Below are 21,835 nucleotides of genomic sequence, written 5' to 3' on the forward strand. Positions count from 1 at the left end.
TCCGCTCTAGCAGTTGGTGTTCAACTCGTGGCAATCGGCGCGGCGCACTTCCTCGACGAACTTGCGCATCTTGTGCCCGTCCTTGATGCCCGGCTGGCTCTCGATGCCGCTGGACACGTCCACGCCCCACGGCAAGGTGGCGATGATCGCGTCGAACACGTTGTCGGAGGTGATGCCGCCGGCGAGCAGGAACGGCCGGTGCAGGCCGGTGGGCAGGCGCGTCCAGTCGAAGGTCTTGCCGGAACCGCCGCTCTCGCCCGGGGCGTGGCTGTCGAACAGGAAGCCCGCCGCGTTCGGGTACTGCAACTGCAGGGTGCGCGCGTTGATGTCGCTGCCGCCCATCGGTACCGCTTTCAGGTACGGCAGGTTGAAACCGCGGCAGAAGCCGTCGTCCTCGTCGCCATGGAACTGCAGCAGGGTCGGCCGCACCGTGCGCAGCACTTCGCGCACCTCGTCCTTGGGGTTGTCGCGGAACAGCGCGACCACGTCGACCATCGGCGAGGCGGCCTGGCGCATCGCGCGGGCTTCGGCCGGCGCCACCCGCCGCGGGCTGCCGTGGGCGAACACGAATCCCACCGAATCCACCCCAAGTTCGCCCGCCAGGCGGATGTCGCCGGCACGGGTCATGCCGCAGAACTTGATGCGGGTGCGATACAGGGTTCGATTCATAGGGTGACCTCGGCCGGTAGCTTCCAGATATCGGGGTAGAGAGGACCGACGAAGACCAGTCCCTGCGGCGGCGCCGTCGGGCCGGCGACGCTGCGGTCGCGCCCGGCAAGCAGTTCGCCGATCCAGGAAACCGGCTTCTCGCCCGTTCCTACCATGATTAAGGAGCCTACGATATTGCGCACCATGTGATGAAGGAATGCATTGGCCTGGACCTGGACCTCGACGACCTCGCCGATCCGGGTCACCGCGATCGCCTGCAGCTCGCGCCGCGCATGCAGCGCCTGGCACTGGATGCTGCGGAACGCGCTGAAATCCTGCTCGCCCAGCAACGCCTGCGCGGCGGCATGCATCGCCTCGGCCTGCAGCGGCCGCCGCTCCCAGCTCAACGTCTGCCGGTACAGCGCCGGGCGTACCTGGCGGTTGAGCAGGCGGTAGCGGTAGCGCCGCGCGCGCGCCGAGAAGCGCGCGTGGAAATCGTCCGCGGCCGGCACGCACCAGCGCACGCACACCGACGCCGGCAAGCGCGCGGTGGCGCCGAGCATCCAGCCGCGCGGCGCGCGCGGCGCATCGCAATCGAAATGCACGACCTGGCATTCGCCGTGCACGCCGGCGTCGGTGCGCCCGGCGCAGACCACGCTCACCGGCGTATCGGCCACTGACGACAGCGCCGCCTGCAGCGTCGCCTGCACGCTCGGCCCGCCGGATTCGCCCAGCTGTTGCCAGCCCTGGAACTCGCTGCCGTCGTATTCCACGCCCAGCGCATAACGCATCGCGCCCTACTCCGTCACAACGCGCACTGCGGGCTGCAGCGGCCACGGCGCTGCGCTGCGGCACGCGCGCATCAGCTCAAGCGGGCCAGCAGCTGCTGGGCTTCGGCACGCGCCGCCGGATCGCCGCCGGCCGCCACTTCGCTCAGCAGGGTCCGCGCGGTTTCGTTGTCGCCCAGGTCCATGTAGGCCACGGCCAGTTCCAGGCGCTCGCGGCCGATCGGCGGATACGCGGGCGCCGGTTCGACGCTCGGCTCGGCGGCGGCAGGCAGATCGCCCTGGTGCCAGGTCGGCTCCTGGCGTTCCGCAAGCACCGGCGCGACCGGCGTCGGCGCCAGCACCGGCGGCTGCCGCCATGGTTCGTCGGCATCGAGCGGCGCCTGCGGCGCCGGCGCGATCTCGGCGTCGGGCCGTAGCGCGAACTGCGGATGCTCCGCGGCAGGCGCAACGTCGGCGTCGGCGTGATGCTGCGCCTGCGCGGCCAGCTCGCGCTCGAATGCGTGGTCCTGGTAGGCCCGGTCTTCGTCGGCCGCGTCCTCGGCCACTTCGCGCTCGTGTTCGTCCAGCGGCGGCAGGTCCGGTGCGTCCACCTCGCGATGCGCCACCACCGGCACCGCCGCGGCCAGTTCCGCCGCGTCGTAGCCGTGCCGCGGCAGCGGCGGCAACGGCGACGGCTTGCGCCGGCGCGACAACAGCAGCGCGCCGATGCCCAGCACCAGCAGCGCCAATCCGCCCCACAGCCACAGCGGCCAGCCGCCGGAGGCCGCGGCCGGCGCCGGTTGCGCCTGTGCCTGGGTCTGCCCGGATTGCGCCAGGCGCTTCTGCGCCGCGGCCAGGTCGCTGTCCTTCAGCGCGATCAGTTGCTGCTGCTGGGCCTTGAGCTTTTCCAGCTGTTCGACCCGCGAGCGCAGCTCCTGGACCTCGGCATCGCGTGCCGCGAGATCTTCGCGCGCCTGCTGCAATTGTTGAGTCGCCACCATGTCTCCCTCGTCGCCGGCACCGGTGCCGGACTTGGTTCCTGCGTTGTCGCGCTGCGCCGGCACCGCCGGCGCGATTTCCAGGCGTGCGCCCGACGTCGCCGCGGTCGCGGCGGCGGGCTTGGCGGCGGCCGGCGCAACCGCAGCGGCCTGCTGCGCCTGTGCCGGTTGCGGCACCGGCGCGCGCGCCTGGCGCCATTGCGCGGCCTGTTCGCGGACGATGGCGGTGGCCGCAGCGGCATCGATGCTGGCCAGCTCTTCCTGGCGCGGCGTGCGCAACACCACGCCCTGCTTGAGCAGGTTGACGTTGCCGCGGATGAACGCATCCGGGTTGGCGCGCAGCAGCGCGACCATGGTCTGGTCCAGCGAATGGCCGCTGCCGCGCGCCAGCTGCCCGGCGATCTGCGACAGGGTCTGCCCGCGCTGCACCGGCGCCAGCGCATCGCCGCGCGCCGCGGTGGGCGCCGGGGCGCTGCGCACCGGCGCGGCGGGTGCGGCCGACACCGCGGGCGGCGGTGTGGGGGCGACCGGCGCCGGAGCCGTTGCCGGCGCCGGCAACGGCTCGCTGCGGACGATGCGGTCGGACGGCGCGGCGGCGGCCGGGGCATCGATCGCCGGCGCGTCGATCGCCGCGGCGGTGTTGGGCGCGTCGAGCAAGGCCGAATATTCGCGGATCAACCGGCCCTGGCCCCAATCGACTTCGATCAGGAAGCTCAGCGACGGCACCTCCACCGGCATCTGGCTGCTGACGCGGATCACCGCGCGGCCCTGGTTGGTCTGCGCGAAGCGGAACTGCAGGTTGCCGACCAGGCCGTCCGGGCGCTCCAGCCCGACCCGGGCGAAGGTGGCCGGCGAGGCCAGCGCGACGCGTGCGTTTTCCAGTTCGCCCGGTTCGTTGGAGATCACCGGGATCTCGGCCAGGAACGGCTGCCCGGGTTTGGACAGGACGCGGATGTCGCCCAGCCCCAGCGCCAGCGCGGCCTGGCTGCAGGCCAGCAACAGCAGCGCGCACGCCGCACGCCAGCCGCGGCTCGGAGCGAGCGCAATGGAAATGCCGTCGCCGCCATGGCGGCGGCGGAAGAAGCGTGGTTGTAGGCGCATCACGCCCCTGCCCTTGGTGTCATGGCGTGCAATATAGCCGTTGCCCTTCGCATTGTGGCGTTCGTCTACGCGGCCGTGCGACGGAGCCTGCACAGGTTCGCGCGGCCTTACCCCCTTCTCCCATCGGGAGAAGGTGCCCCGAAGGGGCGGATGAGGGTACGGGCGAAGCCTCGTGGGATCGAACAGCGCGAGGGCTTCGCCCCGTACCCTCACCCCCGGCCCCTCTCCCGAGGGGAGAGGGGCGTCTTGGCTTCGCTTGTTGTGTTGCACGCTCGGGCAGCCCTTCCTTCTCCCATCGGGAGAAGGTGCCCCGAAGGGGCGGATGAGGGTACGGGCGAAGCCTCATGGGATCGAAACAGTGCGAGGGCTTCGCGCCGCACCCTCATCCCCGTCCCCTCTCCCGAGGGGAGAGGGGAGATATCGCTCAGCCTTCCTGCGCCACCAGCTCGGCCAGCTGCACCGCATTGAGCGCGGCGCCCTTGCGGATGTTGTCGGAGACGATCCACAGGTTCAGGCCGCGCGGATGCGAGATGTCCTCGCGGATGCGGCCGACGTAGACCGCGTCGTTGCCCGAGGCGTGGGTGACCGGGGTCGGATAGCCGCCGGCCTTGCGCTCGTCGACGACTTCCACGCCCGGCGACGCGGCCAGCAGCGCGCGCGCCTGCTCGGCGCTGACCTTGCGCGTGGTCTCGATCGCGACCGCTTCGGAGTGGCCGTAGAACACCGGCACGCGCACCGCGGTCGGGTTCACCTGGATGTTGTCGTCGCCGAGGATCTTGCGCGTCTCCCAGACCAGCTTCATCTCTTCCTTGGTGAAGCCGTTCTCGAGGAAGTCGTCGATGTGCGGGATCAGGTTGAAGGCGATCTGCACCTGGAACTTCTTCGGCTCGATGTCCTGGAACGCCAGCAACTGCGCGGTCTGCTTGCCCAGTTCCTCCATGCCCGAACGGCCGCCGCCGGACACCGACTGGTAGGTGGCCACGTTGATGCGCTCGATGTTGTATTCGCGGTGCAGCGGCGCCAGCGCCACCAGCATCTGCATGGTCGAGCAGTTGGGGTTGGCGATGATGCCGCGCGGGCGCTGCTTCAGCGCCTCCGGGTTCACTTCCGACACCACCAGCGGCACGTCGTCGTCGTAGCGGAACGACGAGGAGTTGTCGATCACCACCGCGCCGGCGGCGGCGAACTTCGGCGCGTATTCCTTGGAGATGCCGCCACCGGCGGAGAACAGCGCGATGTCCACGCCGGTCGGATCGAAGGTGGCCAGGTCGAGCACGGTGACCTTCTGGCCCTTGAACTCGATCTGGCCGCCGGCGGAGCGCTCGGAGGCCAGCGGGTACAGCGTGGCGATGGGGAAGTCGCGCTCGGCGAGGATGGCCAGCATGGTTTCGCCGACAGCGCCGGTGGCGCCGACGACGGCGACGTTGAAACGACGGGATTCGTTGCTCATGGGAGATTGTTCGATCGGGTAGGAGAAAGGGGGAACAGCCGCACTGCCAGCTGGATTCGGGGAACCTCCCGAGCGCGCCGCTCAGGTCGCCGGAGGTTCCCTATCGTTTTTTGCTCGCGATGCTGCCGTCGCCATTGCCGGCGCCAGCGGCGATCGCATCCAGGTTCAACGCATTCGGCGGACGCCCGGCGTCGGCACCGAAGCCCAGCGCGGCCAGCAGGTTGTCCACCGCCAGCGCCACCATCGCGCGGCGGGTCGCGGCGCTGGCGCTGCCGATATGCGGGGTCAGCACCACGTTACGCAGCGCCAGCAGCTCCGGGCGCACCGCCGGCTCGCCCTCGTACACGTCCAGCCCGGCCGCGGCCAGGCGCCCGTGCGCGAGCGCATCGGCCAGCGCCAGTTCGTCGACCAGGCCGCCGCGGGCGATGTTCACCAGCGTGGCGCCCGGCTTCATCCGCGCCAGCGCGGCGGCATCCAGGATGTGGTGCGACTGCGTCGAATACGGCAGCACCAACAGCAGGTGATCGGCGCGCGCCAGCAGTGCGTCGAAGCCGACGTACTCGGCGGCGTGCGCACGCTCCACCTCGGCCGGCAGGCGGCTGCGGTTGTGGTACAGCACGCGCATCGAGAAGCCCGCGGCGCGGCGCGCGATGGCCTGGCCGATGCGGCCCATGCCGAGGATGCCCAGGGTGCTGCCGTGCACGTCGGCGCCGAGCATGGTCTGGAACGACCATTGCTGCCACTGCCCCTCGCGCAGCCAGCGCTCGGATTCGGTGATGCGCCGCGCGGCGGCCATCAGCAGCGCGAAACCGAGGTCGGCGGTGGTTTCGGTGAGCACGTCCGGCGTGTTGCTGGCGACGATGCCGGCCGCGCTGAGCGCGTCCAGATCGAGATTGTTGTAGCCGACGCCGACGTTGGCGATGGCGCGCAGCCGCGGCGCGGCAGCGATCTCGGCCGCGCCGATACGCTCGTTGAGGGTCACCAGCGCGCCGTCCAGCGGCGCCAGCGCCGCGGCCAGGTCTTGCTGCGAGTACTTGGTCACGTCCGCGGTGGTGGTCAGCGCGCAATGTTCGCCGAGCCGTGCGACGACATCGTCGAACAGCGGTTGGCTGACCCACACCCGTGGCCGCGACTCAGCCATCGCCACCGCCGGGGATGCGCGGGGCGACGCTGCCGACGTCGCCGCACTGCGCGCGGTGGCGCAGCGCCTGGTCCATCAGCACCAGCGCCATCATCGCCTCGGCGATCGGGGTGGCGCGGATGCCGACGCAGGGGTCGTGGCGGCCGGTGGTGATGACGTCCACCGCCTGCCCGTCCACGTCCACCGTGGCGCCGGGCAGGCGCAGGCTGGAGGTGGGCTTGAACGCCAGCGAGGCGACGATCGGCTGGCCGGTGGCGATGCCGCCGAGCACGCCGCCGGCATGGTTGGACTGGAAGCCATCCGGCGCGATCAGGTCGCGGTGCTCGGTGCCCTTCTGCGCCACCACGGCGAAGCCGTCGCCGATCTCCACGCCCTTGACCGCATTGATGCTCATCAGCGCCGCGGCCAGTTCGCCGTCCAGCTTGCCGTAGATCGGCTCGCCCCAGCCCGGCGGCACGCCGTCGGCGACCACGGTGACCTTGGCGCCGATCGAATCGCCGGACTTGCGCAGCGCGTCCATGTAACTTTCCAGCTCCGGCACCTGCGCCGCATGCGGCCAGAAGAACGCGTTGTCCTCCACCGCATCCCAGGCGAAGCCCTGCGGCACGACCGGCCCGAGCTGCGACAGGTAGCCGCGCACGCGCACGCCGTAACGCTGCGCCAGCCACTTCTTGGCGACGACGCCGGCGGCCACGCGCATCGTGGTCTCGCGCGCCGAGGAGCGGCCGCCGCCGCGCGGATCGCGGATGCCGTACTTCTGCCAGTAGCTGTAGTCGGCATGGCCCGGACGGAACTGGCGGGCGATGTCGGTGTAGTCCTTGCTGCGCTGGTCGGTGTTGCGGATCAGCAGGCCGATCGGGGTGCCGGTGGTGCGGCCCTCGTAGACCCCGGACAGGATCTCCACTTCGTCGGCCTCGCGCCGCGCCGAGGTGTGGCGGCTCTTGCCGGTGGCGCGGCGCTGCAGGTCGTGGGCGAATTCGGCCGCGTCCAGCTCCAGTCCCGGCGGGCAGCCGTCGATCACGCAGCCGATCGCCGGCCCGTGCGATTCGCCGAAGGTGGTGACGGTCAGCAGGGTGCCGAAGCTGTTCGCGCTCATGGCCGCCGGCTCACCGGCTCGCGGCCAGGTCGGCGATGCGCGCGTGGTGCGCGACCAGTTCGCTGGTTTCCACCGCGAAGATGCCCATCTGCCCGACCTTGAACTCGACCCAGGCAAACTCGACTTCCGGCAGCAGCTGCACCAGCGCGCGCTCGGATTCGCCGACTTCGCAGATCAGCAGGCCGTCCTCGCTCAGGTGCGCCGGCGCGTCGCGCAGGATCTTCAGCGCCAGGTCCAGGCCGTCGTCGCCGGCGCGCAGGCCCAGTTCCGGCTCGTGCGCGTATTCGGGCGGCAGCGCGTCGGTCTCGGCATGGGTGACGTAGGGCGGATTGGTGACGATCAGTTCGTAGCGGCGCCCGCCCAGCCCGGCGAACAGGTCGGACTTGACCAGCTCGACGTTGTCGGCCAGCAGCCGCGCCTTGTTCTCCGCGGCCAGGGCCAGCGCGTCGTCGCTGATGTCGACCGCGTCCACCTGCCAGTTCGGGTTGTAGTGGCCCATCGCGATGGCGATGCAGCCCGAGCCGGTGCACAGGTCGAGCGCGCGGTTGACCTCGCGCCCGGCCAGCCACGGCTCGAAGCCGGCCTCGATCAGCTCGGCGATCGGCGAGCGCGGCACCAGCGCGCGCGCGTCGCTCTTGAAGCTGAGCCCGGCGAACCAGGCCTCGCCGGTCAGGTAGGCGGCGGGGATGCGCTCGGCGATGCGGCGCTCAAACAGCGCCAGCACCTGCGCCTTTTCCGGCGTGGTGACGCGCGCGCCGCCGTAGGCCGGGCCCAGATCGTGCGGCAGGTGCAGCGCGTGCAGCACCAGTTGCGTGGCTTCGTCCAGGGCGTTGTCGTAGCTGTGGCCGAAGCTCAGTTCGGCGGCATTGAAACGGCTGGTGCCGTAGCGGATCAGGTCGATGATCGTGTGGAGTTCGGCGGCCGCGTCGGCAGTCATGGCAACAGGCAAGGCAATTCGGCCCCCGATTATAGAGGCCCGGCCGCTATCATGAGCGTTCGTTGCAAGGGAAATCAGTATGTTCAACCGCAACTTCGGCATCGTCCTGGTGGTCGCCCTGGCCGCCGGCCTGGGCCTGCTGCTGGCCCAGAAGTACTTCGGCGGCAGCGCTTCGGCGTGGCCCGAGACCCGCAGCGTGCGCCTGTACCCGCAGCCGCGCGCCCTGCCCGACTTCCACCTGCGCCAGTCCGACGGCACCCCGCTGATCCCGGGCGAGCTGAAAGGCCACTGGACGCTGGTGTTCCTGGGCTTCACCGCCTGCCCGGACGTGTGCCCGACCACTCTGGCCGACCTGGCCCGCGCGCAGAAGCAGTGGGAATCGATCCCTGACACGCTGCGCCCGCGGGTGCTGTTCGTCTCGGTCGATCCGGAGCGCGACACCCCGGCGCGGCTGGGCGCCTACGCGCACGGCTTCCACAAGGACACCCTGGCCGCCACCGCCGACGTGCCGGAGCTGGAACGCTTCGCCACCGCGCTGGGCTTCGTGTTCCAGAAGGTGCCCGGCAAGCATTTCCAGGAAAACCCCAACGACTACAGCATGGACCACTCCGCCGCGATCGCCGTGCTCGACCCTCAGGGCCGCCAGGCCGGGCTGATCCGCCCGCCGTTCGAGCCGGCGGCGATCGCCGCCGACCTGCAGGCGCTGACCAAGGCGACCGCGCCATGAGCCTGCTGACCACGCTGACCTACGTGCTGCCGCACCGGCTGCTGTCCTCGCTGGCGCGGCGCCTGGCGTATTCGTCGCGGCCGGGCCTGAAGCAATGGCTGATCGACACCGTGGTGCGCCGCTTCGGGGTGAACCTGGCCGAGGCCGCCGAACCCGATCCGCGCGCCTACCCGACCTTCAATGCGTTCTTCACCCGCGCGCTGAAGCCCGGCGCGCGCGTCGCCGATCCCGACCCGCAGGCGCTGCTGATGCCGGCCGACGGCCGCATCAGCCAGCTCGGCCCGATCCAGGACGGGCGCATCTTCCAGGCCAAGGGCCAGGCGTTCACCGCCGCCGAACTGCTCGGCGACGCCACCGCCGCGGCGCCGTTCGCCAACGGCCTGTACGCCACCGTGTACCTGTCGCCGCGCGACTACCACCGCGTGCACATGCCCTGGACCGGCACCCTGCGCGAGACCGTGCACGTGCCCGGACGCCTGTTCAGCGTCGGCCCGGACGCGGTGCGCAACGTGCCGCGGCTGTTCGCGCGCAACGAGCGGCTGGTCTGCCATTTCGACACCGAGTTCGGCCCGATGGCCTCGGTGATGGTCGGCGCGCTGCTGGTCAGCGGCGTGGAAACGGTGTGGAGCGGCGTGGAAATCCCGCGCTACGGCGACCGCATCACCCGCAAGGACTGGCGCGGCAAGGGCATCGTGCTGGAGCGGTTCGCGGAGATGGCACGCTTCAACTACGGCTCCACCGTCATCGTGCTGTTGCCGCCCGGCATGGCACAACTCGATCCGACGCTGGCGGCGGAAACGCCGGTACGGCTCGGCCAGGCCCTGGCACGGCGGTTGGATCGCTGACGCGCGGCGGCGCGCCAACCTGCCGGGCGCACCGCATCCACTGCGGCGCGGCGCGCTACAACTACGGCTCCACCGTCATAGTGCTGCTGCCGCCCGGCGTGGCGCAGCTTGATCCGACGCTGGCGGCGGAAACGCCGGTGCGGCTCGGCCAGGCCCTGGCAGGGCGGCTGGATCGCTGACGCGCGGCGGCGCGCCAACCTGCCGGGCGCACCGCATCCACTGCGGTGCGGCGCGCTACAACTACGGCTCAACGGTGATCGTGCCTGCGGCCAGCCATGGCGACGCTCGATCCGGCGCTGGCAGCGGAAGCGCCGGTCCGGCTCGGTTGAACGCTGGGCAGACAGGCACTGCCTGCAACGCCGCGCGGGTATCGGGGCGGCAACAGCGCGCCCTGGCGGCCTTGCATTCCCGGTGCTGCCGTACCCTCGCCCCTACCCCTCTCCCGACGGGAGAGGGACATCATGGCTTAGCGTTTGATGTGAGCCGCGGCTGGACCATCACCGCGCGTTGCGCCCCCCCTTCTCCCATCGGGAGAAGGTGCCCGAAGGGCGGATGAGGGTACGGCGCGGCAACCAGGCGGGCGACGCTCCCGCTAGCAAGGGTAGAAAGCCCCTCCCAAGCAATTGCTTGCGGACGCCCCCCTCATCCGGCGCTGCGCGCCACCTTCCCCCGAAAAAGGGGCCTTGGTCCCGGCGGGAAAACGAAGGCCTACTTGTCGCAGCCGGTCATCTTCAGCGATTGCCCCGGCTTCAATGCATAGCCCGGCGCGCGCAGGCCATTGGCCTTGGCCAGCTGCTTGAGATCGCAGCTGTAGCGGTCGGCGATGCGGCCCAGCGTGTCGCCCTTGGCCACGCGGTAGCTGCGCACCTGCTTGGGCTTGGGCTTGACCGGCGCCGGGCGCCCGGTGGCGACGGTGGTGGGCACGCCGGCCACCGGCGTCACGTCGCCCACCGCCACGTTGCCGGTGGGATCGGCGACCACGGGCGTGTTGCTGCGGATCGCGGCGTTGACGTCGGCGGTGATCAGCGCGCGCGCCAGATCGGCGCGCGGACCGCTGACGCAGTAGCGGTTGTACAGGCCGACGATCTTGGTGGTGGCGTTGATGGTGACCCCGGCCGGGATCCAGCCATCGGGTTCGTAGCGCGGATTGAGGTTGCGCAGCGCGCGCATGTAGCCGTCGCGGGTGCCGTCGCTGCCCAGGCAGATGGTCAGCTCGTAGATCGTGGTGGACTTGGCCAGGCGCAGCGTCGCCGGCTGCGCGTTGATCTTCGGGAACGCCACGCCGTACTGCTGCGGGTGCAGGAAGATCCACGCCGCGGCGATCACCATCGGCACGTAGTCCTTGGTCTCGGCCGGGAACTGGTTGTACACCGAGGCGTCCCAGAAGCTGCGCCCCTGCATCTGGTTGTACACGCGCGCGGCGCGGCCCTCGCCGCCGTTGTAGCCGGCCAGCGACAGTTCGATGCTGCGGTTGAGCTCGGCCATGCGCTCGTTGATGTACACCGCGCTGGCCTCGGCGGCGCTGCGCGCGTCGTAGCGGGTGTCGAAGCCGGTGCCGTCCGGGCCCAGCCCGAAGCGGCGCCCGGTGGCCGGCATGAACTGCATCAGCCCGGCGGCGCCGACCCGCGAATTGGCGTGCACGCGGCCGTTGGATTCCTTGGCGATGATGCCGAACAGCAGCGCCTCCGGCAGCCCGCGCTTTTCCCATTCCGGCCACATGATCGCGCGCAGGTTCTGGTAGTTCTCGTAGCTGTTCATCAGCGACGGGCGCATGTCGGTGAGCCAGCGGCGGATGCCGGCCTGCACCGCCGGGTTGTATTCGACCATCGCGTCGAAGGCATGGCGCTGGTCGTTGAGCAGGCTCGCCGCGCGCGCCGCTTCCGGCACGTTGGCGGCCAGCGGACTGATGTGGTCGGGATCGGCCTGCAGCGGCACGGCGTCGTCGTCGCTCGCATCGGCATCGGTCGCCGCGCCCTGCGCGTCGGCCTTGGCCTTGAGCAGGCGCTTGTACGCGCCCAGGTAGGTGCCGACCTGGCAGCCGCGCTGCTTGATGCAGGCATCGACCACGTCCTCGATGTCCTCCAGCGCCGCGTCGCTTTCCTGGGTGCCCTTGGGGTCACTGTTGCCGACCAGCACCATCGCGTCGTTGTAGCGCTTCTCGGCCGCCGCCAGGCGCTGGTCGAGGACGGCGATGGCGGCCTTGTCGCGCGCGGAGACGCGTTCGGCGTGGGCAGAAGGCGCGGCGCAAGCCAGCGCCAAGGCAGCCACGGCGGGCCATCCATGGGTGATACGGAACGAAAGGGGCATGATGGGACGCGACGACGGAAAGGCCGCAGGGTAGCCGCCGCTGTCACATCGCGGCAAGGTCGGGCATGCGCCGGCACCGCGCCGGCGGGGCATTCGTTCATCGCCCAGGCCAGGCGAACCGCGGCCCCTGCGCCCTCGCGGCGAGCGGGCGCCGGCGCGAACGCCTAGAATCCGCCCACCTCACCGCGGAGCTGTTCATGGACCCGATCCTGCTGGGCAAAGGCCTGACCGACGACATCGCGGTGCTGCTGCAGCCGCGCCTGGGCAATCGCCACGGCCTGGTCGCCGGGGCCACCGGCACCGGCAAGACCGTGACCCTGATGACCCTGGCCGAGGGCTTCTCGCGGATCGGCGTGCCGGTGTTCATGGCCGACGTGAAGGGCGACGTGGCCGGGCTGGCGGTGGCCGGCGACGGCAGCGAGAAAGTGCTGCAGCGCGCCAGGGACATCGGTGTGGCCGACTACGCCCCGGCCGCCAACCCGGTGGTGTTCTGGGACCTGTACGGCCAGCTCGGGCACCCGGTGCGCACCACCGTCAGCGAGATGGGGCCGACCCTGCTGGCGCGGATCCTGGAACTCAACGACACCCAGGCCGGCGTGCTCGACATCGTGTTCAAGCTGGCCGACGACCGCGGCCTGCTGCTGCTCGACCTGGACGACCTGCGCGCGCTGCTGGCGCTGGTGGTGGAACAGCGCAAGGACATCTCCACCGAATACGGCCTGGTCAGCGCGCCGTCGGTGGCGGCGATCCAGCGCGCGCTGCTGCGCCTGGCGCAGGACGGCGGCGAAGGCTTCTTCGGCGAGCCGGCGCTGGACCTGGCCGAGCTGATGCGGGTCGGCAGCGACGGCCGCGGCGTGATCGGCATCCTCGCCGCCGCGCAACTGGTGCTCAAGCCGCGCCTGTACTCGACCTTCCTGCTGTGGCTGCTGTCGGAACTGTTCGAGCGGCTGCCGGAGGTGGGCGACCTGGACAAGCCCAAGCTGGTGTTCGTGTTCGACGAGGCGCACCTGCTGTTCGACGACGCGCCGCCGGCGCTGGTGCAGCGCATCGAGCAGGTGGTACGGCTGATCCGCTCCAAGGGCGTGGGCGTGTACTTCTGCTCGCAGTTCCCCGACGACGTGCCGGACAACATTCTCGGCCAGCTCGGCAACCGCGTGCAGCACGCGCTGCGCGCCTACACCCCGCGCGACCAGAAGGCGGTGCGCACCGCCGCCGAGACCTTCGTCGCCAACCCCAAGCTGGACGTGGCCAAGGCCATTTCCCAGCTCGGCACCGGCGAAGCCCTGGTCTCCACGCTGCAGGACAAGGGCGTGCCGTCGCCGGTGCAGCAGACCCTGATCGCGCCGCCGCGCTGCCGGATGGGTGCGATCTCCGACGCCGAGCGCGCGCAGGTGCGCGCCGGCAGCGTGGTCGGCAACCGCTACGACAGCCCGGTCAATCGCGACTCGGCGGCGGAAATGCTGGCGCGCCGGGTCGAGCAGGTGGCCGAGAAGACGGCGGCACCGGCGGCGCGCACGCGCGAGCAGGACGACGCCCAGGACAGCGGCTTCGGCCAGGCGGTCAAGGACGCGGTATTCGGCACCAAGCGCCGCCAGGGCATGCTCGAGACGATGGCCAAGCAGACCTCGCGCACCGTCGGCAACCGCATCGGCCAGCAGATCGTGCGCGGCATCTTCGGCAGCATCTTCGGCGGCAAGCGCTGAGCGCGGTGGGCCGCAAGATCAATGCCGCGGGCGATGCGCACACCTTGCGCGCATCGCCAGTGCATTTCAGATCCCGATACACCACCTGTAGGAGCGGCTTCAGCCGCGACGGGCTTCACCGAGGAAGCCCTTCGCGACCGATAGTCCGAGGCTGACCGCAGCCAACCCCAAACACGTACAGAACCGCTAAAAAACGCCCTACCCCAACACCCCATGCAGCTTGGCGTACTGCAACAGCATGATCGTCTTGCCGTCGGCGATCTCGCCCGTCTCGATCATCGCCAACGCGGCGTCGAGCGGCAGTTCCAGCACCTCGATCTCCTCGCCCTCGGCCGCGACCCCGCCGCCCGCGCCGACCTTGTCGCGATCGAAATACTCGCCCACGAAGAAATACAGCTTTTCGGTGACCGAGCCCGGACTCATGAACGCCTCGAATACCTTGCGCACGTTCTCGATCCGGTAGCCGGTTTCCTCTTCGGTCTCCTTGCGGATGCAGGTCTGCGCATCGTGCTGGTCGAGCAGCCCGGCGCAGGCTTCGATCAGCATGCCGTCGGGATTGCCGTTGAGCAGCGTCGGCAACCGGAACTGCCGGGTCAGCATCACCGTCTGCCTGGCGCGGCTGTAGAGCAGAATGGTGGCGCCGTTGCCGCGGTCGTAGGCCTCGCGCGACAGCGTCTGCCAGTTGCCGTCGCTGCGCTGGAAATCGAAGGTGACCTTGCGCAGCACGTACCAGTTGTCGGACAGCACCTCGACCTTTTCGATACGCACACGCGGATTGCCTGGGGCGGATGGGTTCAAACGACACTCCATGCGATGAGCTGGCAGTGCCGGCGCCCGCAGCGGATTGCCGCCGGGGAATGCCGGCATTCGCCGTGGAACGGCCATTCTAGCCGCCGTCCCGCAGGTCGCGGCGACGCCACCCAGGACCCGCCGCAACGCCCGGCCCAGTGAACCTTGCACGCCGCGAACCGATCCCGCCCGGCTCGCGCTGCCCGCCTGCGCGCGCACCGCAAGCATCGGCGCCACGAGCGCGATGCGCGGAGGGACTAGAGGCGCCCTGCCCGGCACGGCTCGCCCGGGCCAAGCGCGCGAGCGCATCCCGATTGCACACCCGCCCGGCGCGTCGCACAATCGGCGCACATTGAACGCAGGGGGCGTCATGGAAGACCGTCATCGCGCCGGCTCAGGCCGCGCGCGCCGCAGCACACCCGAACCTTTCTGGGCGCGCACCCGCGCCATCGCGCTGTATCCGCTGCGCGGCGGCGCGCTGTTCGCCCTGATCGCGCTGACCCTGTGCCGCCTGCTGGGAATGCTGCCGGGCATCGGCTGGATCATCGGCATCGTCACCACGCTGGCGATCTACAAATACGCCTTCGAGATCCTGCGGCATACCGCCGACGGACACATGGATGCGCCCGAACGCGGCTTCGACATCGGCGACGGGGTGGTGCTGCGGCTGCTGGCGCTGATGATCGTTCTCGGCGCGGTGGTCGCCGCCGCGGCGCTGCTCGCCGGCCCGGTCGTCGGCCTGCTGATGCTGCTGGCGGTGGTGCTGCTGCAGCCCGGCTTCCTGATCTCGCTGGCCATCGACGGCAGCCTGCGCCGCGCCCTGAATCCGGCCGTGTCGATCGGCCTGGCGCTGCGCATCGGCTGGCCGTACCTGGCCGCGTTCGGCCTGCTGTTCGTGATCCAGGCCAGCGCGCTGACCGCGGCCAGATGGCTGCAGCACTACCTGCCGCCGCTGGCCAGCGACCTGGCGATCGGCGTGGTGACGATCTGGGGCCTGTTCGCCGCCTTCCACCTGATGGGCTATCTGGTCTACCAGTACCACGAAGTGCTGGGCTACGAACCGGCCGCGGGCAACGACGATGCGTATCGCCGCCACGATCCGGACCAGCGCGTGCTCGACGAAGCCGAACAGTTCGTGCGCGACGGGCATGCGCCCGAGGCGCTGCAGTTGCTGCGCGGCGAAGTGCGCACGCGCGCGGTGAGCCTGGCGGTGCACGAGCTGTACCAGCGCCTGCTGCGCACCGGCGGGCGCGCCGACGAGCGCCGCGATCACACCCGCCAGTACATCAATCGCCTGCTGCAGGAAAAGCAGGAGCGGCGCGCACTGGCGCTGCTGCGCGAGGCCCTCGACGCCGATCCCGACTTCGTGCCGCTGCTGCCGGAACAGGCTTCGCTGCTGGCCGAGCGCGCGCAGCTGGCCGGTCAGTTCAAGCTTTCGCTCGACGGCCTGCTCGCCGCGCTGCGCGCCTGGCCCAAGGCGGCGGAATTCGGCGCCTGGTCGCTGAGCGCGGCGCTGTTGCTGGCCGAGCGTTTCGGCGACGACGCGCAGGCGCGCGCGCTGCTGCAGGACGCGCTCGCGCGCTGCGAGGACGAGGCGCAACGCGGCAAGCTGCTGGCGGCGCTGAAGGCGCTGACCATCGCGCCGGTCTAGCAACGGCGCACGACCGGGCGGCCATGCCGGCCTCCAACGGCACTCACGCGTTGGCGAGCAGGAACCGCGCCTTGTCCGCCTGCGGCAGATCCGGATAGCGCTCGATCACCGCGAGCAGCAGGCGGTGCCATTCGGCAGCGGCCTGTCGCTCGCCGTGGCCCAGCGCGAGCCGGAACCAGTGCTGCGCCTGTTCGGCGCGCGGCACCGCCGCGGCATCCTGCGCCAGCAGCGCTTCGGCATCGTGCAGCCGGCCCAGCGCCAGCCAGCGATCGAACAGCAGCGCACGCGTCGCCGCATCCACGGCGATGGCGCCGGCAGTGCAGTCGCCGAGCAACGCCGCCTGCGCTTGCGCTTCCTGCGCGGTGGTCGCCGGCAGGCGCAGCAGTTCGATCGCGCGCGCCTGCGCGGCACGCGCATCGCCGGCATTGCGTGCGACCCGGTAGCGCGCCTGCGCCACGTCGAAGCGGCGTGGCTGCTCGGCGGCGAGTTCGTCGAGCAGGAACGCGGCCTCGCGGTTCTCCAGCCGCCCCAGATGCCGCTGCGCGCGCTCCCAGCGATCGTCCATGGCGGCCACGGCCTCGTCGCGCATGAACGCCTCGCGGGTCTGCCGCATCGCCACCAGCGCCGCGCCGAGCAGCGCGCCGACGACAAGGCCGCCGGCATGCGCATCGAAGCCGATCCCGGCATCGCCGTTGGCCAGCAGGTTGTACAGCTCCCAGCCCAGCCACAGCGGCAGCAACGCGATCGCCGGCCCGCGCACGTAGTCGAACACCACCGCGAACCAGTAGAAGAAGCGCACCGGCCGCCGCCCCCAGACCACGCAGAACGCACCCATCAGCGCGGCGATGGCGCCGGACGCGCCCAGCCCGCCACCGGCCTCGCCCCAACGCCACCACAGGCTGACCGCGCTGGACCCGAACGCGCCGAGCAGGTAGACCAGCAGGAACCGCCAGCGCCCGATCGCCCCTTCCAGCAAGGTGCCGAGCACGACCAGGAACAGCATGTTGCCGAACAGATGCAACGCGTCGGCATGCAGGAACGCCGCGGACAGCATCCGTGCCGGCGACCATTCGGAGCTGCGCTGCAGGTGGCGCAAGGTGAACACGCGATCCAGCAACGCGTCGTAGCGGGCGCGCAGCGGCGTCCACGCCTGCCACGCCGCCGCATCCTCGAACGCCGCGCCGCTGCGCAACGCCTGCACGAAGCGCACGTCGCTGACCGTCGCGGCGCCGACGAACTGCGCCTGCTCCGTCGGCGGCATGCGCTCGAACTCGGCCAGCGCTTCCTTGCTTCCGCTGCGCTGCAGGTAGCGCGCATAGGCCGGCGCTTCGTGGGCGCCGAGCCCAGAGTCGAGGTAGTAGCGCTGCGCCTGCTGCAGCGGCACGGTGTCCTGGCGCTGCCAGCCGAAGTAGATCGCCGCGTTGAGCAGCACCAGCAGCAGCGTGACCAGCGGAACATTCTCCCGCGACAGCGGCTTGTGCAACGGCAGGATCAGCATCGAACAACGTCCGTGTGGATGGCCGCGCCAGCTTCGGCCATCGCCCGCGCGTGCGCAAGGCGCACGTACGGGCTAGCATCGTGCCCCGCTCCACCGCAGTCCCGACCCCGATGAGCCGCTGGCGCCCCCCTGCCGAAAAGAGCACCGCCCTGATCACCGCCGAAGGCCACGCCCGGCTCAAGGCCGAGCTGGAGGAACTGTGGCGCGTGCGCCGCCCGGAGGTGGTCAAGGCACTGGCCGCGGCCGCGGCCGAGGGCGACCGCTCGGAAAATGCCGAGTACACCTACCGCAAGAAGCAGCTGGGCGAGATCGACCGCCGCGTGCGCTACCTGAGCAAGCGTCTGGAAGCGCTGCGCGTGGTGGATACCGCGCCGTCCGATCCGCAGGCGGTGTTCTTCGGCGCCGTGGTCGAACTGGAGGACGCCGACAGCGGCGAGCTGCTGCGCTACCGCATCGTCGGCCCGGACGAGACCGATGCCGGCCGCGGCTGGATCAGCATCGACTCGCCGCTGGCGCGGGCGCTGCTGAAGAAGCGCATCGACGACGAGATCGAGGCGCAGCTGCCCGGCGGCCGCCACAGCTTCGTGGTGGTGTCGGTGGACTACGCCGCGCGCTGAGCGCCGCGCCGTCCACACCGGGGCGCGCCGGCACGGCCGGCGGCCTCGCTCACAGCACCCGCAGGTCCAACGCGCGCGGCTGCGCAGTGCACGCCGGCAACGCCTCGCCGAACAGGTCGTGTTCGTCGCTGTCGGTGATCTCCACATCGACCAGATCGCCCGGCTGCAGGCCGCGCTCGGCGCCGTTCTGGATGTGCACCAGGCCGTCGATTTCCGGCGCATCGGCCTTCGAGCGCGCCACCGCGATGCCGTCCTCGAGCAGATCGACCAGGCATTGCTGCACGCTGCCGATCTTGGCCTCCAGGCGCGCCGCGGAGATGTCGGCCTGCCTGGCCATGAAGCGCGCCAGCCGCTCCTGCTTGACCTCTTCCGGTACCGGATCGGGCAGCGCGTTGGCGCTGGCGCCCTCGACCGGCGAATAGGCGAACGCGCCGACGCGGTCGAGCTGGGCGGCGTCGAGGAACTCCAGCAATTGCTCGAACTCGGCCTCGGTCTCGCCGGGGAAGCCCACGATGAAGGTCGAGCGCAAGGTGATGTCCGGACACAGCGCGCGCCAGCGCTGCACCCGCTCCAGGGTCCGCTCGACCGCGCCCGGCCGCTTCATCAGCCGCAGGATGCGCGGGCTGGCATGCTGGAACGGGATGTCCAGGTACGGCAGCAGCTTGCCCTCGGCCATCAGCGGGATCACCTCGTCCACGTGCGGGTACGGATACACGTAGTGCAGCCGCGTCCACACGCCCAGTTCCGACAACCCCTCGCATAGCGCCTTCATCCGCGTCTGGTAGCGGCGGCCGCGCCATTCGCGCTCGGCGTATTTCAGGTCCACGCCGTAGGCCGAGGTGTCCTGCGACACCACCAGCAGTTCGCGCACCCCGCCCTTGACCAGCCGCTCGGCCTCGCGCAGCACCTCGTCGACCGGGCGCGAATCCAGGTCGCCGCGCATCGAGGGAATGATGCAGAAACTGCAGCGGTGATTGCAGCCCTCGGAGATCTTCAGGTACGCGTAGTGGCGCGGGGTCAGCTTGACCCCGACGCCGTCCTCGTCGCGCACGCCGTGGCGCCCGCGCGGCAGCAGGTCCACGAACGGGTCGTGGCGCGGCGGCAACGCCGCATGCACCGCTTCCATCACGCTCTGATAGTCCTGCGGACCGGACACCGCCAGCACGTCCGGGTAGGCCGCGCGGATCTGCTCCGAGCGCTTGCCCAGGCAACCGGTGACGATGACCTTGCCGTTCTCGGCCATGGCCTCGCCGATCGCCTCCATCGATTCGGCCACGGCCGAGTCGATGAAGCCGCAGGTATTGACCACCACCACGTCGGCCGCATCGTAGCTGGGCACGATCGCGTAACCCTCCACGCGCAGTTGGGTGAGGATGCGTTCGGAGTCGACCAGCGCCTTCGGGCAGCCGAGGCTGACGAAGCCGACTTTGGGGTTCGCGAGGGACATGGAGGGCCTGGGTCCAAGGGGCCTGGGAGAAAAAACCGCGCGGATTATACCGGGCAGGAGCCGCCACGCGGCCGGATTGCGCGACGGGCACGCAAGCCGCCGCGCATGGCACACCCCATCCCAATCGCGTTGACAGCCGCCTAGCCGCCGGCATGGATAATCCTCGTCTCTCTCCCCGCCACAGGAACGCACCATGGGCCACTGGACTACCCTCGATACCCCGCACGGCCAGGTCGCCGCCTGGCACGCCGTGCCGGAAGGCGCTCCGCGCGGCGGCCTGGTGCTGATCCAGGAGATCTTCGGCGTCACCGCCTACATCCGCGAGGTCGCCGACTATTACGCCGCGCAAGGCTACGAAGTGCTGGCACCGGGCCTGTTCGATCCGGTGGAGAAGGACATGCAGCTGAACTACGACCAGGACGGCGTGCAAAAGGGCCTGGAACTGGTCGGCGCGCTCGGCTTCGACAAGGCGCTGGACATCGTGCAGGCCGCGGCGCAGGCGCTGACGCCGGCCGGCAAGGTGGGCACTGTCGGCTACTGCTGGGGCGGCAGCGTCGCGCTGCTGGCCGCGCTGCGGCTGGGCCTGCCTGCGGTGAGCTACTACGGCGGGCGCAACACCCAGTTCCTCGACGAGACGCCGAAGGCGCCGGTGCTGTTCCACTTCGGCGCGCAGGACAGCAGCATTCCGCCGGACTCGGTGCAGCAGCATCGCGAGAAATTGCCGCAGATGCAGACCTACGTGTATCCGGCCGGGCACGGCTTCGACCGCCATGTCGACCCGAACCACTACGAGGCCGACAGTTCCGAAAGCGCGCGCCAACGCAGCCTCGCGTTCCTCGCCGAACACCTGCGCTGAGCCGCGCCCATGGCCGATTTCGCACTCGACCCGCGGCTGCAGGCCGACAGCGCGTTCGTCGCCGACGGCCCGCTGTCGCAGGTGCGGCTGATGGACGACGCGCGCTTCCCATGGCTGCTGCTGGTGCCGCGCGTGGCCGGCGCCAGCGAATGGATCGACCTGGACGGCGCCCAGCAGCGCCTGCTGCTGGCAGAGATCAACCAGCTCTCGCAGTTGCTGCGCGGCGAGCCGGGCGTGCACAAACTCAACATCGGCGCTCTGGGCAATATCGTGCGCCAATTGCACGTGCACCTGATCGGGCGCCACGAAGGCGACGCAGCCTGGCCCGGGCCGGTATGGGGCAGCGGCACGGCGCAGCGGCTGGACGCCGATGTCCTGCAGACCCGTGTTGCGACGTGGCGGCAACGGCTACGATAGGCGCCCTTTTAGCGGAAGCCGCGCCTCCATGAAATCCAATGTGATCGCCGCCATCGTGCTGATCGTGATCGGCCTGGTGTTCCTGGCCAACAACCTGGGCTGGACCAATCTCAGCCTGGGCCGGCTGATCGCCACCTGGTGGCCGGCGATCCTGGTCGCGGTCGGCGTGGGCATGCTGTTCGGGCGCGGCAAGTAGTAGATGCCGGGATTGGGGATTGGGGATTCGATCCGGCGATCTCCATCCTCCTGGCTGCCGGCCGCCGATGCGCGGCGGCCGGCACGCCGCCTCAACGGCGGACGTTGACCACCTGGGTACCGGCGATCAGGTCGTGCAGGCAGCGCTTGTCCTTGCGGAAGATGAACAGCGCATCCACCAGCGCATAGAAATTGCCTACGATCGGCACCAACGCCAGCAGTTGGGTCGGCAGGTAGCGCAGCGCGATCAGCCGCCACAGCGGCGGTTGCCCGCCCTCCAGATCGGCGATACGGATCCACAGCAGCTTCTTGCCCCAGGTCTGCCCGGTCTTGGCCAGCGGATAGCCCTGCACCACCAGGAACACCACGAACGACAGCACCGCGTATCCGGCCATGGTCAGCCACGGCATCGGCTCGCCACCGCGCGCCGCGTCCATGACCCTGCCGAAATAGCCGGTGAGCGCGGCCAGCGGCAAAAAGGTCGCCAGCGAAATCACGCCGTCGATCAGCGCCGCGCCGAAGCGCTCGCCGCGGCCGGCCAGCACCTCGGTGCCGTCCAGCGCCAGCGGCGCCGACGGCAGCGGCGCCTCGGGCGCCTGGTAGGGATTGGGATCGTTCATTGCGCGCTCCTTGTGCTGTTGGGAA

General features: G+C 70.5%; 20 protein-coding genes. 8 read left to right on the plus strand and 12 right to left on the minus strand.

Annotated features, from left to right (window positions below):
- Positions 1 to 6: 6 nt before the first annotated feature.
- The 7 genes from JR064_RS01825 to prmB form a co-directional block, all read right to left on the minus strand.
- Entirely contained in the window at positions 7 to 669 is a 663-nt protein-coding gene (locus JR064_RS01825; RefSeq protein ID WP_179563833.1) for a phosphoribosylanthranilate isomerase, read from the minus strand.
- Positions 666 to 1,439, minus strand: coding sequence for a tRNA pseudouridine(38-40) synthase TruA (truA, locus tag JR064_RS01830; RefSeq protein WP_206228598.1), 774 nt, complete (start codon positions 1,437 to 1,439; stop codon positions 666 to 668). Before truA ends, JR064_RS01825 begins: the two co-directional genes overlap by 4 nt.
- Positions 1,440 to 1,510: 71 nt before the next feature.
- The gene (locus JR064_RS01835) at positions 1,511 to 3,514 is read right to left on the minus strand and encodes a motility hub landmark protein FimV (protein WP_206228599.1); all 2,004 of its coding nucleotides are present in this window, start codon (positions 3,512 to 3,514) and stop codon (positions 1,511 to 1,513) included.
- A 424-nt stretch (positions 3,515 to 3,938) separates the two neighbouring features.
- Entirely contained in the window at positions 3,939 to 4,964 is a 1,026-nt protein-coding gene (locus JR064_RS01840; RefSeq protein WP_179563830.1) for an aspartate-semialdehyde dehydrogenase, read from the minus strand.
- Between the two features lie 100 nt (positions 4,965 to 5,064).
- Positions 5,065 to 6,105 carry a 2-hydroxyacid dehydrogenase gene (locus tag JR064_RS01845; protein WP_206228600.1) on the minus strand — a complete coding sequence of 347 codons (1,041 nt, stop codon included), beginning with the start codon at positions 6,103 to 6,105 and terminating at the stop codon, positions 5,065 to 5,067.
- A complete protein-coding gene (gene aroC / locus JR064_RS01850) occupies positions 6,098 to 7,201 on the minus strand; it encodes a chorismate synthase (RefSeq protein WP_206228601.1) in 1,104 nt (367 codons plus the stop codon). Before aroC ends, JR064_RS01845 begins: the two co-directional genes overlap by 8 nt.
- 10 nt (positions 7,202 to 7,211) lie before the next feature.
- A complete protein-coding gene (gene prmB, locus JR064_RS01855) occupies positions 7,212 to 8,138 on the minus strand; it encodes a 50S ribosomal protein L3 N(5)-glutamine methyltransferase (protein ID WP_206228602.1) in 927 nt (308 codons plus the stop codon).
- A 79-nt stretch (positions 8,139 to 8,217) separates the two neighbouring features.
- Between prmB and JR064_RS01860 the strand changes: the two genes are divergently transcribed.
- Complete coding sequence (locus tag JR064_RS01860; RefSeq protein ID WP_206228603.1) at positions 8,218 to 8,865, plus strand: SCO family protein; 648 nt, start codon at positions 8,218 to 8,220, stop codon at positions 8,863 to 8,865.
- A complete protein-coding gene (asd, locus tag JR064_RS01865; protein WP_206228604.1) occupies positions 8,862 to 9,710 on the plus strand; it encodes an archaetidylserine decarboxylase in 849 nt (282 codons plus the stop codon). The genes JR064_RS01860 and asd overlap by 4 nt, the downstream gene beginning before the upstream one ends.
- 708 nt (positions 9,711 to 10,418) lie before the next feature.
- Here asd and JR064_RS01875 read toward each other — a convergent pair.
- Positions 10,419 to 12,017 (minus strand): transglycosylase SLT domain-containing protein, encoded by a 1,599-nt coding sequence (locus tag JR064_RS01875; protein ID WP_179563824.1) that lies wholly within the window; start codon positions 12,015 to 12,017, stop codon positions 10,419 to 10,421.
- Between the two features lie 197 nt (positions 12,018 to 12,214).
- On the opposite strand from JR064_RS01875, the gene JR064_RS01880 reads away from it, so the two are divergent.
- Positions 12,215 to 13,720, plus strand: coding sequence for a helicase HerA-like domain-containing protein (locus tag JR064_RS01880; RefSeq protein WP_191824729.1), 1,506 nt, complete (start codon positions 12,215 to 12,217; stop codon positions 13,718 to 13,720).
- A gap of 198 nt (positions 13,721 to 13,918) precedes the next feature.
- On the opposite strand, the gene nudK is transcribed toward JR064_RS01880, so the two are convergent.
- Complete coding sequence (gene nudK / locus JR064_RS01885; protein ID WP_206228605.1) at positions 13,919 to 14,518, minus strand: GDP-mannose pyrophosphatase NudK; 600 nt, start codon at positions 14,516 to 14,518, stop codon at positions 13,919 to 13,921.
- Positions 14,519 to 14,879: 361 nt separating this feature from the next.
- On the opposite strand from nudK, the gene JR064_RS01890 reads away from it, so the two are divergent.
- Positions 14,880 to 16,160: a hypothetical protein gene (locus JR064_RS01890; RefSeq protein WP_206228606.1), complete on the plus strand. Its 1,281-nt coding sequence runs from the start codon at positions 14,880 to 14,882 to the stop codon at positions 16,158 to 16,160.
- A 43-nt stretch (positions 16,161 to 16,203) separates the two neighbouring features.
- Here JR064_RS01890 and JR064_RS01895 read toward each other — a convergent pair whose 3' ends face one another.
- The gene (locus JR064_RS01895; RefSeq protein WP_206228607.1) at positions 16,204 to 17,658 is read right to left on the minus strand and encodes a rhomboid family intramembrane serine protease; all 1,455 of its coding nucleotides are present in this window, start codon (positions 17,656 to 17,658) and stop codon (positions 16,204 to 16,206) included.
- A gap of 110 nt (positions 17,659 to 17,768) precedes the next feature.
- Here JR064_RS01895 and greB point away from each other — a divergent pair, with 110 nt between their 5' ends.
- The gene (gene greB / locus JR064_RS01900; protein WP_145700821.1) at positions 17,769 to 18,275 is read left to right on the plus strand and encodes a transcription elongation factor GreB; all 507 of its coding nucleotides are present in this window, start codon (positions 17,769 to 17,771) and stop codon (positions 18,273 to 18,275) included.
- Between the two features lie 49 nt (positions 18,276 to 18,324).
- On the opposite strand, the gene rimO is transcribed toward greB, so the two are convergent.
- Positions 18,325 to 19,722 (minus strand): 30S ribosomal protein S12 methylthiotransferase RimO, encoded by a 1,398-nt coding sequence (gene rimO / locus JR064_RS01905; protein WP_206228608.1) that lies wholly within the window; start codon positions 19,720 to 19,722, stop codon positions 18,325 to 18,327.
- A 193-nt stretch (positions 19,723 to 19,915) separates the two neighbouring features.
- Between rimO and JR064_RS01910 the strand changes: the two genes are divergently transcribed.
- The 3 genes from JR064_RS01910 to JR064_RS01920 are packed head-to-tail and all read left to right on the plus strand — an operon-like array spanning position 19,916 to position 21,191.
- Positions 19,916 to 20,578 (plus strand): dienelactone hydrolase family protein, encoded by a 663-nt coding sequence (locus tag JR064_RS01910; protein WP_206228609.1) that lies wholly within the window; start codon positions 19,916 to 19,918, stop codon positions 20,576 to 20,578.
- Positions 20,579 to 20,587: 9 nt separating this feature from the next.
- Positions 20,588 to 20,995: an HIT domain-containing protein gene (locus JR064_RS01915; protein WP_206228610.1), complete on the plus strand. Its 408-nt coding sequence runs from the start codon at positions 20,588 to 20,590 to the stop codon at positions 20,993 to 20,995.
- Between the two features lie 28 nt (positions 20,996 to 21,023).
- Positions 21,024 to 21,191 carry a LiaI-LiaF-like domain-containing protein gene (locus JR064_RS01920; RefSeq protein WP_003467495.1) on the plus strand — a complete coding sequence of 56 codons (168 nt, stop codon included), beginning with the start codon at positions 21,024 to 21,026 and terminating at the stop codon, positions 21,189 to 21,191.
- A 91-nt stretch (positions 21,192 to 21,282) separates the two neighbouring features.
- On the opposite strand, the gene JR064_RS01925 is transcribed toward JR064_RS01920, so the two are convergent.
- A complete protein-coding gene (locus JR064_RS01925; protein WP_179563816.1) occupies positions 21,283 to 21,810 on the minus strand; it encodes an RDD family protein in 528 nt (175 codons plus the stop codon).
- Positions 21,811 to 21,835: the final 25 nt, after the last annotated feature.

The sequence above is a fragment of the Xanthomonas bonasiae genome (assembly GCF_017163705.1).
Taxonomy (GTDB): domain Bacteria; phylum Pseudomonadota; class Gammaproteobacteria; order Xanthomonadales; family Xanthomonadaceae; genus Xanthomonas_A; species Xanthomonas_A bonasiae.

Coding starts and splice junctions, on each gene's coding strand:
- JR064_RS01825 (WP_179563833.1), bottom strand. CDS start 669: ATGAATCGAACCCTGTATCGCACCCGCATCAAGTTCTGCGGCATGACC.
- truA (WP_206228598.1), bottom strand. CDS start 1,439: ATGCGTTATGCGCTGGGCGTGGAATACGACGGCAGCGAGTTCCAGGGC.
- JR064_RS01835 (WP_206228599.1), bottom strand. CDS start 3,514: ATGCGCCTACAACCACGCTTCTTCCGCCGCCGCCATGGCGGCGACGGC.
- JR064_RS01840 (WP_179563830.1), bottom strand. CDS start 4,964: ATGAGCAACGAATCCCGTCGTTTCAACGTCGCCGTCGTCGGCGCCACC.
- JR064_RS01845 (WP_206228600.1), bottom strand. CDS start 6,105: ATGGCTGAGTCGCGGCCACGGGTGTGGGTCAGCCAACCGCTGTTCGAC.
- aroC (WP_206228601.1), bottom strand. CDS start 7,201: ATGAGCGCGAACAGCTTCGGCACCCTGCTGACCGTCACCACCTTCGGC.
- prmB (WP_206228602.1), bottom strand. CDS start 8,138: ATGACTGCCGACGCGGCCGCCGAACTCCACACGATCATCGACCTGATC.
- JR064_RS01860 (WP_206228603.1), top strand. CDS start 8,218: ATGTTCAACCGCAACTTCGGCATCGTCCTGGTGGTCGCCCTGGCCGCC.
- asd (WP_206228604.1), top strand. CDS start 8,862: ATGAGCCTGCTGACCACGCTGACCTACGTGCTGCCGCACCGGCTGCTG.
- JR064_RS01875 (WP_179563824.1), bottom strand. CDS start 12,017: ATGCCCCTTTCGTTCCGTATCACCCATGGATGGCCCGCCGTGGCTGCC.
- JR064_RS01880 (WP_191824729.1), top strand. CDS start 12,215: ATGGACCCGATCCTGCTGGGCAAAGGCCTGACCGACGACATCGCGGTG.
- JR064_RS01890 (WP_206228606.1), top strand. CDS start 14,880: ATGGAAGACCGTCATCGCGCCGGCTCAGGCCGCGCGCGCCGCAGCACA.
- JR064_RS01895 (WP_206228607.1), bottom strand. CDS start 17,658: ATGCTGATCCTGCCGTTGCACAAGCCGCTGTCGCGGGAGAATGTTCCG.
- greB (WP_145700821.1), top strand. CDS start 17,769: ATGAGCCGCTGGCGCCCCCCTGCCGAAAAGAGCACCGCCCTGATCACC.
- rimO (WP_206228608.1), bottom strand. CDS start 19,722: ATGTCCCTCGCGAACCCCAAAGTCGGCTTCGTCAGCCTCGGCTGCCCG.
- JR064_RS01910 (WP_206228609.1), top strand. CDS start 19,916: ATGGGCCACTGGACTACCCTCGATACCCCGCACGGCCAGGTCGCCGCC.
- JR064_RS01915 (WP_206228610.1), top strand. CDS start 20,588: ATGGCCGATTTCGCACTCGACCCGCGGCTGCAGGCCGACAGCGCGTTC.
- JR064_RS01920 (WP_003467495.1), top strand. CDS start 21,024: ATGAAATCCAATGTGATCGCCGCCATCGTGCTGATCGTGATCGGCCTG.
- JR064_RS01925 (WP_179563816.1), bottom strand. CDS start 21,810: ATGAACGATCCCAATCCCTACCAGGCGCCCGAGGCGCCGCTGCCGTCG.